Annotated in this window: 9 protein-coding genes; 2 read left to right on the top strand and 7 right to left on the bottom strand. The window is 69.8% G+C overall.

The features are described from left to right. Positions 1-175 precede the first annotated feature (175 nt). The 6 genes from H9I49_RS18205 to H9I49_RS18180 all read right to left on the bottom strand — a co-directional run bounded on the left by H9I49_RS18205 (position 176) and on the right by H9I49_RS18180 (position 7947). Complete coding sequence (locus tag H9I49_RS18205; RefSeq protein ID WP_188031824.1) at positions 176-1231, bottom strand: ABC transporter ATP-binding protein; 1056 nt, start codon at positions 1229-1231, stop codon at positions 176-178. Beyond that, positions 1228-2298: an ABC transporter ATP-binding protein gene (locus H9I49_RS24595; protein WP_188031823.1), complete on the bottom strand. Its 1071-nt coding sequence runs from the start codon at positions 2296-2298 to the stop codon at positions 1228-1230. Before H9I49_RS24595 ends, H9I49_RS18205 begins: the two co-directional genes overlap by 4 nt. After that, the gene (locus H9I49_RS24590) at positions 2295-3281 is read right to left on the bottom strand and encodes an ABC transporter permease (RefSeq protein WP_370587644.1); all 987 of its coding nucleotides are present in this window, start codon (positions 3279-3281) and stop codon (positions 2295-2297) included. The genes H9I49_RS24595 and H9I49_RS24590 overlap by 4 nt, the downstream gene beginning before the upstream one ends. A 114-nt stretch (positions 3282-3395) precedes the next feature. Beyond that, the gene (locus H9I49_RS18190) at positions 3396-5174 is read right to left on the bottom strand and encodes an ABC transporter substrate-binding protein (RefSeq protein ID WP_223128914.1); all 1779 of its coding nucleotides are present in this window, start codon (positions 5172-5174) and stop codon (positions 3396-3398) included. Positions 5175-5246: 72 nt separating this feature from the next. After that, positions 5247-6275 carry an ABC transporter permease gene (locus H9I49_RS18185; protein ID WP_188032218.1) on the bottom strand — a complete coding sequence of 343 codons (1029 nt, stop codon included), beginning with the start codon at positions 6273-6275 and terminating at the stop codon, positions 5247-5249. 271 nt (positions 6276-6546) lie between these two features. Further along, a complete protein-coding gene (locus H9I49_RS18180; protein WP_188031822.1) occupies positions 6547-7947 on the bottom strand; it encodes a replication-associated recombination protein A in 1401 nt (466 codons plus the stop codon). Between the two features lie 20 nt (positions 7948-7967). On the opposite strand from H9I49_RS18180, the gene H9I49_RS18175 reads away from it, so the two are divergent. Together H9I49_RS18175 and H9I49_RS18170 are read left to right on the top strand one after the other, a co-directional pair. Beyond that, positions 7968-10163, top strand: coding sequence for an MMPL family transporter (locus tag H9I49_RS18175; protein WP_188031821.1), 2196 nt, complete (start codon positions 7968-7970; stop codon positions 10161-10163). A gap of 26 nt (positions 10164-10189) precedes the next feature. Next, positions 10190-10945: a GNAT family N-acetyltransferase gene (locus H9I49_RS18170; protein ID WP_188031820.1), complete on the top strand. Its 756-nt coding sequence runs from the start codon at positions 10190-10192 to the stop codon at positions 10943-10945. Between the two features lie 81 nt (positions 10946-11026). On the opposite strand, the gene aspS is transcribed toward H9I49_RS18170, so the two are convergent. After that, the gene (aspS, locus tag H9I49_RS18165) at positions 11027-12856 is read right to left on the bottom strand and encodes an aspartate--tRNA ligase (protein WP_188031819.1); all 1830 of its coding nucleotides are present in this window, start codon (positions 12854-12856) and stop codon (positions 11027-11029) included. Positions 12857-12978 lie beyond the last annotated feature (122 nt).

Here is a 12978-nt window from a genome sequence, read left to right as displayed (position 1 = left end):
TTCATCGTCCTTCGTTCGTCGGCGCGCACTCACTCGCGTGTGCACCGAGGTGGTTCAACCCTAACGGACCTCGACACGCCAGTCCCACGCCGTTGTGCACGTATGCCGCTGGGCCGGCTCCCGTGCGGGAGCCGGCCCAGCGGCATACGCTGCGCGTCGTGACCGCTCGCGCGGGTCAGGCCGTGTGCTCGACCTCCGCCACGAGGTCCGTCTTGATCTCGGGGAAGTGGCAGGCCTGGATGTGCTTGCCGCTCTCGCGCTTCGAGCGAACCGGCGCCAGGGCCGCCTCGGAGGGGACCAGCGGCGGCTCCACCTGCGCGCAGACGTCCTGGGCCTTCCAGCAGCGGGTGCGGAAGCGGCACCCGCTCGGCGGGTCGATCGGGCTCGGCACGTCGCCGACGAGCCGGATCCGCTCCTTCGGTGCGATGCCACGCGCGACGTTGATGTCGGGCGCCGCCGACAGCAGGGCCTGGGTGTACGGGTGCTCCGGCTCCTCGTAGATCTTCTTCTTGTCGCCGTACTCGACGATCTTGCCGAGGTACATCACCGCGACCTGGTCACAGAAGTGACGCACGACGCCGAGGTCGTGGGCGACGAAGATGAACGCGAGGTCGAGCTCGTTGCGCAGCTTGGCCAGCAGGTTCATCACCTGTGCCTGGATCGACACGTCGAGGGCCGAGACCGGCTCGTCGGCGATGATCAGCTTCGGCTCGACCGCGAGCGCGCGGGCGATGCCGATGCGCTGGCGCTGGCCACCCGAGAACTCCGACGGGTAGCGGTTGATGTGCTCCGGGTTGAGGCCGACGAGCTCGAGCAGCTCCTGGACCCGGGCCTTCTCCTTGCCCTTGTGCAGGCCGTGCACGCGCAGCGGCGTGGTGAGGATCGAGCCGACCGTGTGCCTCGGGTTCAGCGAGGAGTACGGGTCCTGGAAGATCATCTGCACGTCGCGACGGATGCCGCGCAGCTCGTGTTCCTTGAGGTGCGTGATGTCACGCCCCTCGAACTCGATCGTGCCGCCGGTCGGCTCGTCGAGGCGCGTCACGAGCCGCGAGGTCGTCGACTTGCCGCAACCCGACTCGCCGACGAGGCCGAGGGTCTGGCCCTCCTTGACGGTGAAGCTGATGCCGTCGACGGCGCGGACGGTGGCCCGCACCATCTTCAGGCCCTGGACCTCACGGAACGGGAAGTGGCGCTGGAGGTCGGTGACCTTGAGCAGCGTGTGGTCGGTCATCGGACTCCCTCGGCGTTCTGGAGCGTGGCCACCGGGTCGGGCAGGTGGCAGCGGAGCTGTCGGTTGGGCAGGCCCGGGGTGGGGCGCAGCTCCGGCAGCGTGGTCCAGCAGGCGTCACCCGGCACCTGGTCCTTGAACTCGCAGCGGGGGTGGAACGAGCAGCCGCTGGGCAGGTTGAGCAGGCTGGGCGGCGTGCCCTTGATCGCCTTGAGCTCGGCGAGATCCTCCGAGTGCGAGGGCAGCGACTGGAGCAGCCCGTACGTGTAGGGCATGGACGGCTGGGCCAGCACCTCCTTCGCGTCGCCCTTCTCGACACCTCGGCCGGCGTACATCACGAGGATGTCGTCGGCCGTCTCGGCGACGACCGCGAGGTCGTGCGTGATGAGGATGACCGCCGAGCCGAACTCCTTCTGGAGGTCGTTGACGAGGTCGAGGATCTGGGCTTGCACCGTGACGTCGAGCGCCGTCGTCGGCTCGTCGGCGATGAGCAGCTTCGGGTTGTTGACGAGGCCGAGCGCGATCATCGCGCGCTGCCGCATACCGCCGGAGAACTCGTGCGGGTACTGGTTCGCCCGCCGCTGCGGGTTCGGGATGCCGACGAGGTCGAGCATCTCGACGGCGCGCTTGTAGGCGATCTGCTTGCTCACCTTGTTGTGCGCCTGGTACGCCTCGGCGATCTGCTTGCCGACCTTGTGGAACGGGTGCAGCGAGCTCTGCGGGTCCTGGAAGACCATGGCGGCCTTCGTGCTGCGGACCTTCTGGAACGTCGAGGCCGGGGCGCCGACCAGCTCGAGGCCGTCGAGCTTGATGCTGCCCGTGATCTGGGTGCGCTTCATGTTGTGCAGGCCGAGGACGGCCATGCTGCTCACCGACTTGCCCGAGCCGGACTCACCGACGATGGCGAGCGTGCGCCCGAGGCGGGCCTGGTAGGAGAGGTTGGAAACGGCCTTGACGACTCCTTCCTCCGTCGGGAAGGCGACGGAGAGGTCGTTGACGTCGAGCACCACGTCGCCGGCGTCGCGAGCCTCCCGGCCCTGGGTCGAGATGGTGGAGGCGGTCGCGGTCACGAGAGCCTCACTCGCGGGTCGATGAAGGAGTACGCGATGTCGACGAGGAGGTTCATGATCACGACGACGACCGCTCCGATGAGTACGGTGCCCATGATCACGGGCAGGTCCTGCGACCTCAGGGCCGCGAGCCCGCGACGGCCGATGCCGTCGACTCCGAAGATCTGCTCGGTGATGAGGGTTCCGACGAGGAGCGCGGCGATGTCGAGGCCCAGGATCGTGGCGATCGGGCTCATCGCGGCGCGGAAGCCGTGCTTGAACAGGACGGTGCGCTCGCTGATCCCCTTGGAGCGCGCGGTGCGGATGTAGTCCATCGAGAGCGTCTCGATCATCGAGTTTCGGGTGTAACGCACGTACGACGCGGACGTCACGAGGCCGAGGATCAACGCGGGGGCGAGCATGCCGATGAAGTACGGGCCGACGCCGGAAGACAGCGAGGAGTACTGCGGGAGAACGCCCCAGAGGATCACCGGGTAGAGGGCGACGAGGAGCGCGAGGACGTAGTACGGGATGGAGCCGAGCACCTGCGAGGCGCCGACGACGGCGCGGTCGGTCGGGGTCCCGCGCCGGGTCGCGGCGAAGATGCCGAGCGTGACGCCGAGCGTGACGAACACGACGGCGGCCATGAGGGCCAACACGACCGTGTTGGGGAAACGCGTGAAGAGCTCCTCGTTGACGGACCGACGCGTCACGAAGGAGAAGCCCAGGCAAGGGGCGCTGCAGTGCACCGTGTCGCCGGCGTAGAGGAAGTCGCGACCGGCGAAGAGTCCCTTGAAGTAGTCGAGGAACTGCGCGGTCAGGGGCTTGTCGAGACCCAGGCTCTTCGTGATGGCCTCGAGCCGCTGCGCGTTGCACCGGGTCTCGGGGCACATGGCCTGCGCCGGGTCGGAGGGGCCCGCGAAGAACAGCAGGAACGCCGAGACCAGCGTGGCCAGGATGACGCTCAGGGCGAGAGCCACCCGCCTGAGGATGTACGTGAGCACGGTTTGCCTTCCAAACGAGGTGGGCGCCGGTGGTGGGGGCCCGGAATACCCGGGCCCCCACCACGGCTATCGGTTCAGATCTTGCTCTCCCGAGGGAGCGCTGTCACTGCCGACTTACTGGTCCAGCCAGATCTTCGTGATCTCGGGCATGCCCTTGTTCGGGTTGGGGATGACGTTCTTGACCTTCGTGCCGAAGACGAAGTTTCCCTTGTCGTTGTAGTCCGGGATGGCCAGCAGGTAGTTCTCCGTCAGCCACTTGTCCATCTTGCCCCACTCCGGTCCCTGCTCCGTGATGGAGAGGTTCTGGATGCGCTTGATCTCGGCGTCGATCTTCGCGTCGGAGAAGTTGCCGAACGACGTGCCGCCCTGCGAGAGCGAGATCGAGCCGAAGGTCGGCGGGATGATCGAGTCGGCCGACGGCCAGTCGAAGCACCAGCCGCGCGGCGACTGGAGCATGTTGTACTTGCCCTTGGGGTCGCCGACGAGCTTGCGACGCTCGGCGCCGGGAACACCGATGTCCTGGACCTTGAAGCCGGCGGCCTCGAGCTTCTGCTTGCGGACCTGGTTGGCCTTCTGCGCAGAGTCGTCGTCGTTCGTGTAGTAGTAGACGAGCTCGAAGGGCTTGTCTGGCCCGTAGCCGGCCTTGGCGAGCATCTCCTTGGCCATGGTGGGGTTGCCGTCGCCCTGGCCGTTCATCTTGAAGCCCGGGGCGGCCTCGGCCTCGTAGTCGAGGTGGCCGGGGATCTGCGGCGGGATGATGGTGCTGGCGGGCGAGAACGAGTGCGTCGTCTCGCCCAGCGCCTTGTGCATCGAGTCGAACGGGTAGGCGACGGCGATGGCCTTGCGCACCTCGAGCGGGATCTTGCGCGCGTCCATGTTGACCATGATCACGCACGAGGACGGACCCTCGGCGTACTGCGCCTTCTTGTCGCCCTCGATCTGCGGGATCAGCGAGGAGTCGATCGGGCTCCAGTTGAGCGTCGTGGCGTCGTCGCCGTTGGAGGCGAGGATGGCCGTCTGCGTCTTGAGGTCGTCGACGCCCCACTTGAAGTGGTAGCCGTCCGGGTAGTCGTTGCGCGCGGGGTCGGTGTTCTTGTCCCAGTTGGGGTTGCGCTTCAGCGTCAGCTCGGTGCCCGGCGTGTACTTGTCGAACATGTACGGGCCGGTGGCGAGCGGGTGCAGCTGGTAGTCGGCCTTCTTGTCCTTCGCCTCGGGGATCGGCGTGAACTGGTTGAAGGAGACGAAGTAGGGCAGCGTCTCGAAGCGCTTCTCGAGGTGGAAGACGATCGTCTTGTCGTCGGTGGCCTCGACGCCCTTCCAGTTCTTGTCGCCCTTGTAGGGGCCCTGGTAGTCGGCGCCACCCTTGAAGAACTCGCGCTGGTACGTCGGGCCGTTGGCCGCGAGGTCCGGGTCGAACGAACGCTTGGCGGCGAAGACGATGTCCTGCGCCTTGACCGGCGTGCCGTCCTCGAACTTGACGCCGTCCTTGAGGGTGAACGTCCAGGTCAGGCCGTCCTCGGACTGCTTGCCGAGGTCCGTGGCGAGGTCCGGGACGAGGACCATCTTGTTGTCTTTCCAGGTGAACGTCGTGAGGGCGCGGTGCGTCAGCGAGAAGATGACCGCCGTGTCCTGGTAGAACTGGTCGCTCGGGTCGAAGTTGGACGGCACGGCCGAGTAGGCAACCGTGAGGATGCCGCCGCGCTTGGCACCGGGGATCTCCGGGGCCGGGCCCTTGGCGTTCGGGTCGAGGGCCGCGGCCGCCCCTTCGACCGGCTTGTTGCCACCGTTGGTGCCGTTGCCGGCTCCCCCCTGGTTGGCAGCCGGAGCGCCGCAGGCCGCGACGAAGCCGAGGGAAGCCGCGGCTCCCACGGTCAGGACTTTGGTCCAGCGCATTGTTGTTGCTCCCTTTGTTGCTTGTCCCGGCGTTTTGCCGGGAACATCTGTTGACCGACGAACCGGGTGGGGCTATCGGCGACTGGTGGGGTCGAAGGCGTCGCGGATCGAGTCGCCGAGCAGGCTCAGGGCGAGCACGAGGAGCGACAGGCCGATGACCGAGGGCCACAACCACAACGGGTACGTGGCGAAGAGGTTCTGCGCGTCGGCGATCGTGCGACCCCACGACGCGGTGGGCTCCACGAGGCCGGCGCCGAGGTAGCTCAGCGTGGCCTCGTAGGTGATGTAGGCCGGGACCGCGATCGACGCGGAGACGATGATCGGGCCGACGAGGTTGGGCAGGATCTCGCGGAAGAGGATCGCGCGGGTCGGCACACCGATCGCGCGGGCCGCCTGCACGAACTCGCGCTCACGCAGGCTCTTGACCTCGCCGCGGACCAGACGGGCCAGACCCATCCACCCGAAGACGAAGAGGATGACGATGAGCACCCAGAAGCGGATCTGCGACACCTGCGCCGCCGTGAGGTCGCCGCCGGCCGCGAGGCTCTTCTGCATGATCGGGACGATCGCGAGCACGAGCAACAGGATCGGCAGCGACAGGAAGAAGTCGATGACCCAGGAGATGATCTTGTCGGCGATGCCGCCGAGGTAGCCGGCCACGAGGCCGAGGGTCACACCGATGAGGGTCGAGGCCGCCGCTGCGACGAAGCCGATGATGAGGGACGGGCGCGCGCCGTAGGCCCAGCGGGCGAACAGGTCACGGCCGAGTCGCGGCTCGACACCGAGCCAGTGGGCCGAGCTCGTGCCGACCTTGGGGAGTCCGTTGAAGTCGACGAGCTCGGTGTGGACGTCGGAGACGCTGGCCTTGGTGCCGGTGATCGGGTCGACGGACTGGAGCGAGGTGAGCAGTGGCGCGAAGAGCGCGACGAGAATGAAGAACAGGATGATGACGGAGCAGACGATGGCGACCTTGTCCTGCTTCAGCCGGGCCCAGGCGACCTGTCCGGGAGACCGACCGGTGCGGACCTCCTTGTGAGCGGGGGCCGTCGTCGAAGCCTTCTCCTCGGATACCTCGGTCAGCGTTGCTGAGGGCTCCGGCATTGCGTTCAACGCGTTGTCTCCATCCTTGTGGGATCACATCCGACTCGGCGGTACGTCACTCGAGCCGCCCCTCGTCGGGCGCACCAGATGATCCGGATGCCACCCCCGCCGGGACGACGCGAGCCTGCCACACAGTCTCGCCCTGTCCAAGCATCGAGACGTGCATGGATGACAAATCGTTACCGAGTAAAGGCCTGCACGAGACAATGTCCGCTGAGGCTCTCCGTGGCCGTAACAATCACGACGAGGCGCTCGCCGAGGGGACCCCGCGTCACTGTCCGCGCGTGCGCCCCAGACGCCCCGACAGCCACTCCCACCGCGCCCGGAGGCGCTCCTCGAAACCCCGGTCCGTCGGGCGGTAGTAGCTGACGGTGTCGTGGAGGTCGTCGGGGAGGTACTGCTGGGCCGCCACACCGTCGGGCTCGTCATGGGCGTAGACATACCCCTTGCCGTGCCCGAGCCGCTCGGCGCCGGCGTACCCGCTCCCCCGCAGGTGGGCGGGCACGACGCCACCCCGGCCGGCCCGTACGTCGGCGATCGCCTCGTTGATGCCGACGTATGCCGCGTTGGACTTGGGCGCCATGGCGTTGTGCACGACCGCCTGGGCGAGGATGATGCGCGCCTCGGGCATCCCGATCTGGGACACCGCGTGCATCGCTGCGACTGCGGTCTGCAGGGCGGTCGGGTCGCCCATCCCGACGTCCTCGCTCGCGGAGATGACGATGCGGCGGGCGATGAAGCGCGGGTCCTCCCCCGCCTCGAGCATCCGGGCGAGGTAGTGCAGGGCCGCGTCGACGTCGCTGCCCCGCATCGACTTGATGAGTGCACTCGCGACGTCGTAGTGCTGGTCCCCCGCGCGGTCGTATCGGACGGCGGCCTGCGCCACGGCCTGTTCGACGTGGGCCAGGGTGATCTCGACGGGGTCGTCCGAGGTGCGCCCGGCCGGCTGCGCGTCGAGGGCGACCCCCGCGGCCGCCTCGAGCGAGGTGAGGGCCCGCCGGGCGTCGCCGCCGGCCATCCGCACGAGATGGTCGCAAGCGTCCACTGCGAGGGTGTGCTCGCCGTCGAAGCCGCGTTCGTCGGTGAGGGCCGCTGCAAGGAGGTCGGCGATCTCGGAGTCCGTGAGCGGCTCGAGGGTCACGAGGACCGAGCGCGACAGCAGTGGCGAGATGATGCTGAAGGACGGGTTCTCCGTCGTCGCCGCGACGAGGATGACCGTGCGGTTCTCGACGCCGGGCAGCAGCGCGTCCTGCTGCGCCTTGGTGAAGCGGTGGATCTCGTCGAGGAAGAGCACGGTCTGCCGCGCGTAGAGGTCCCGCTCGCGCACGGCCGAGTCCATGACGGCGCGCACGTCCTTGACGCCGGCCGTCACGGCCGACAGCTCGACGAAGCGGCGGTCGGCCGCGGTCGCGACGAGGTGCGCGAGCGTCGTCTTCCCGGTGCCCGGCGGGCCCCAGAGGATCGCGGACAGCGGACCGGCCGCACCTCCCGAACCCTCGATGAGGCGACGCAGCGGGCTACCCGGTCGCAGCACCTTGGCCTGTCCGCGGACCTCCTCGAGCGAACGGGGGCGCATCCGCACGGCGAGGGGCGCGACACCTGCCGAGGCGGGCTGCTCGCCGCGGTCGGCGGCCGAGGCCGCGCCGAAGAGGTCCTCCGGGCTGTTCGACATCACTGTGGAAGGCTATCCGCGTGCAGAACCCCTCACCGGCAGGGCCGGTCCCGCGCACCCGGCTGGCCCGCCTCGGAGGAGTCCTCGCCCGGCACCCGCGCTCCTGGGCCGCGGCCTGGGCCGTCGCGGCCGTCGTGTGCTTCGCCGTTGCCGTCGGCGGCGTGACGGGCGAGTCCCTGTTCGAGCGCCTCCACTCCGGCGCCCCGACGGTCGACTCCGAGTCCTCCCGCGCACAGGGGGTCATCGCCGAGAGCCGCCCTGCCCTCCAGACGCTGACGCTGCAGGTGACCGGCGCCGACCTCTCCGGCCCGGCCACGGTCCGGGACGGCGCCGCCGCGACCCGGGCGGTCGCGCAGCTGCCCGGGGTCAGGGACGTTCGCTCACCGCTCCTGACGCCCCGGGGTCCGTCCGACCCGGCGGTGGCCGCGCTCCTCGAGGGAGGGACAGCAGCCGCCGGAGGCTTCGTCACGGTCGTCGACTTCGAGCCCGGGCTCGGCGAGAGCGCCTTCGACGCGGCCGAGGCCGCGGCCGAGGCCGCACTGCTCGAGGTCGCGGAGGCGGTGGACGGACAGGGGTCGGTCGGCAGCACGAGCAAGGTCATCACGGCCATCACGACCACCGTCGAGCGCGACCTGCTGCGTGGCGAGGGCATCGCGCTGCCGCTGACGTTCCTCGTCATGGTGTTCGTGTTCGGCGGGTTCGTCGCCGCCGGCCTGCCGATCGTCGGGGCGGTCGTCTCCATCGGCGGGGCGCTGCTCTCGCTCTTCGGCTTCTCGCACGCCGTCGAGCTCGACGCGACCGTGGTCAACATCGTGACGCTGCTCGGTCTCGGCCTCTCGATCGACTACGGGCTGCTCACCGTGAGCCGGTTCCGCGAGGAGCTCGCGCATCGGCGGCACGACGTGCCGACCCGCGAGGAGGTGGCCGTGGCCACGGAGCGGACGGTCGCGACCGCGGGACGCACCGTCCTCTTCTCAGGGCTCACCGTCGCGATCGCCCTGTCCGGGCTACTCCTCTTCGAGGCGCCGATCATGCGGGCCATCGGCGTCGCCGGTGTCAGCGTCGTGCTCGTCGCGATGGTCGTCGCGATCACGCTCGTGCCGGCCCTCTGCGTCGTCGGGGCAAAACGCCTGTCGCGCAAGGCGGTCGAGCAGGCCCCCGACGTTGGTGTCTTCTCGCGCCTTGCGGCTGTGGTCCAGCGTCGGCCGGTCCTCGTCATCCTCGGTGTCGTCGTGGTGCTGGTGGCCCTGGCGCTGCCGACGCTCTCGACGCGGCTCACCTCCTCGGGCACCGAGCTTCTCCCGAAGCAGGCCCAGCAGCGTGTCTTCTTCGACCAGCTGGCCCGCGACTACCCGACGCTCTCGGCGCCGGAGGTGACCGTCGTCGCGGACTCCGCCGACACTGCCGGTGTGACCCGCTGGGCCGACCAGTTCCGCACGGCTGCAGGCGTCGAGTCGGTCACCGTGCAGCCGCTCGGCGCGAGCCACCAGCGCGTCGACCTCCGGGTCGAGGGCCCGCCGACCTCCGACGCGGCCCAGGAGCTCGTCGCCCGAGTACGCGACGCGCCCGCCGGCTTCGGGACGTTGACGACCGGGCAGGCCGCAGGTCAGATCGACTTCCTCCACTCCATGGGGGCGAGGGCGCCGTATGCCGTGGGGCTCGTCGTGCTCGGCACGTTCGTGCTGCTCTTCCTCATGACCGGCTCGGTCGTGGTTCCGGTCAAGGCCCTGGTCCTCAACGTGATCTCGCTCGGTGCTGCACTCGGCGTCGTCGTGTGGATCTTCCAGGAGGGCCACCTCGAGGGGCTGCTCCGCTTCGGCTCGGTCGGGGCGGTCGAGTCGATGGTCCCCTTCCTCGTCCTTGCGTTCGGCTTCGGCCTGTCGATGGACTACGAGGTGTTCCTGCTGTCACGGATCGTGGAGTTCCACCGCCACGGCGCGGGCAACGACCGGTCGGTCTCGCTCGGGCTGCAGCGCACGGGCCGGATCATCACGTCGGCGGCACTGCTCATCGTCATCGTCTTCGCCGGCTTCGTCGCAGGTGACATCCTCATCATCAAGCAGATGGGTGTCGCTCTCGTCGCAGCCGTCGCCATCGACGCCACGCTCGTGCGCATGCTGCTCGTCCCGGCGACGATGACCCTGCTCGGCCGCTGGAACTGGTGGGCGCCCGCGCCGCTGCGGCGCGTGCACGACCGTTTCGGGATCGTCGAGTGAGCCCGCACGGGTCCGCGACTGCGGACGTGACGACCGGTCACGGGCTCCCCGGCCTGCTGGACGCGACCGGAGACCACCCCTTCGTGCGCTGGGAGGTGACGCCCGACCTCGCCGACACCTGGTGGCGGGCGGGTGACGCCGTGGCCTTCCAACGCACCCGGAAGGCCGTTCGTCGGACGGTCAACATCCTCGGCGACGACGACGGGGCCACGAAGCTGATCGACGCGCTGCCTCTCATCGCGGCCACCGTCGATCCGGAGCGAAAGGCCTTCTCCGTCAGCGTGCCCCAGCATCTGGAGCCGCGGCTTCGGGAGCGCTACCGGATCATGGAGGGCGGTGACTGGGAGTGGCTCCACACGACTGTGGCGCCCGCGGCCGACCCCTCCCACGACCTCGTGCGACCACTCGACGACGTCGCCCACGCCGAGGAGGTGTCCGCGTTCCTCGCGGCCCACTCCCCCACGGCCGACACCGAACCGGGCACCGGCGAGCGGTGGTTCGCCGTCGAGGCCCCCGACGGGTCGCTCGCGGCCGTCGCCGCCTGGGGCACGACCGGCGCCGGCGCGCCGCACCTGTCCTCCGTGGCCGTCGACTCGACCCTGCGCGGCCGTGGCCTCGGACGCACCGTCGCCGGAGCACTGACCCGGATGGCTGTTGCCGAGACGGGTGTCTGCACTCTCGGGATGTACTCGCACAACGACGTCGGCCGCCGGCTGTACCGGTCCCTCGGCTACGCCGTCGTGGCCGCCTGGGCCAGTCGCCCCGTGGTCGTCGCGCGCTGACGCCGCCACGCGGCATACCCGCGGAGGGTTGGAGTCACCTGGGCGACGACAACCCTCCACGACGGACGGGCGACCCGGAGGTCAGCTGCGCACCGGGCTGACCTCGGGTGCGCCCAGGGGTGCGGGGGCGTCCGCCGGAGGCTTCGCGTCGACGCCGGCCTCCTTGCGCTGCTCCGGAGTGATCGGAGCCGGGGCCGCCGTCAACGGGTCGTAGCCACCGCCGGACTTCGGGAACGCGATGACGTCGCGGATCGAGTCCGTGCGGGCGAGCAGCGAGACGATGCGGTCCCAGCCGAAGGCGATACCGCCGTGCGGCGGCGCGCCGTACTGGAAGGCGTCGAGCAGGAAGCCGAACTTCTCCTGCGCGTCCTCCTCCGACAGGCCCATGACCTTGAAGACCCGCTCCTGCACGTCGCGCTGGTGGATACGGATCGAGCCGCCGCCGATCTCGTTGCCGTTGCAGACGATGTCGTACGCGTAGGCGAGCGCCGGCCCGGGGTCGGTGTCGAACGTGTCCAGGAACTCGGCCTTGGGCGAGGTGAACGCGTGGTGGACGGCGGTCCAGGCACCGGCGCCGACGGCGACGTCGCCCGAGGCGACCGCGTCGGCGGCCGGCTCGAAGAGCGGGGCGTCGACGACCCAGAGGAAGTTCCACGCGTTCTCGTCGATGAGCTCGCAGCGGCGGCCGATCTCGAGGCGGGCGGCACCGAGGAGAGCGCGCGACGGCTTGGCGGCACCTGCGGCGAAGAAGATGCAGTCGCCGGGCTCGGCGCCGACGTGGGCGGGGAGCCCGCCGCGCTCGGCATCGGTGAGGTTCTTGGCCACCGGGCCGCCGAGCTCGCCGTCCTGCTGGACGAGGACGTACGCGAGACCGCGCGCGCCGCGCTGCTTGGCCCACTCCTGCCAGGCGTCGAGCTGCTTGCGCGGCTGGCCGGCGCCGCCTGGCATGACGACGGCGCCGACGTAGTCGGACTGGAAGACGCGGAAGGGGGTCTGCGCGAAGTACTCGGTGCACTCGACGAGCTCGTTGCCGAAGCGCAGGTCGGGCTTGTCGGAGCCGTAACGCGCCATGGCGTCGGCGTACGTCATGCGCTGGAACGGCGCGTCCAGCTCGACCCCGATGAGGCGCCACAGGGCCTGGATGATCGACTCGCCCAGCTCGATGACGTCGTCCTGCTCGACGAAGCTCATCTCGATGTCGAGCTGGGTGAACTCGGGCTGGCGGTCGGCGCGGAAGTCCTCGTCGCGGTAGCACCGGGCGATCTGGTAGTAGCGCTCCATGCCGGCGACCATGAGCAGCTGCTTGAACAGCTGGGGGCTCTGGGGCAGGGCGTACCACGAGCCCGGCGCGAGGCGAGCCGGCACGAGGAAGTCGCGGGCACCCTCTGGCGTCGAGCGGGTCAGCGTCGGCGTCTCGATCTCGACGAAGTCGCGGGCGCCGAGGACCTCACGCGCCGCGGCGTTCACCTTGGAACGCAAGCGGATCGCGGCTCCGGCGGAGCTGGTGCCCGGGCGGCGAAGGTCGAGGTAGCGGTGCTTGAGGCGCGCCTCCTCGCCGACGGAGACTCGCTCGTCGATCTGGAACGGCAGCGGCGCAGCCGGGTTGAGCACCTCGAGCTCGCTGACGATCACCTCGATCTCGCCGGTGGGCAGGTCGGGGTTGGCGTTGCCCTCCGGGCGCGTGCGCACCGCCCCGGTCACCTTCACGCAGAACTCGTTGCGCACGTCGTGCGCTCCGCCCTCGGCGAGCACCTCGTCTCGCGCGACGACCTGGGCCACGCCCGAGGCGTCGCGCAGATCGAGGAAGGCGACCCCGCCGTGGTCTCGACGCCTCGCCACCCAGCCGGTGAGCGTGACGGTCTGGCCTGCGTGGTCGGCACGCAGGGTGCCGGCCTCGTGAGTGCGGAGCACGGAGGGTCCTTCCGGGACGTGGTTCGGGCGGCGCAGCGGCCGCCGGGGCTGGGCAGGTGCCCGGCCGCTGGTCGGCCACGGGCACCGAGGACCAATCCTAGACCGCCTGCACCTAGGCTCTT

The organism is Terrabacter sp. MAHUQ-38, from assembly GCF_014518425.1.
Classification (GTDB): domain Bacteria; phylum Actinomycetota; class Actinomycetes; order Actinomycetales; family Dermatophilaceae; genus Terrabacter.
Note: the sequence above shows the minus strand (reverse complement) of the source record. Positions and strands in the feature narration are given on the sequence as shown.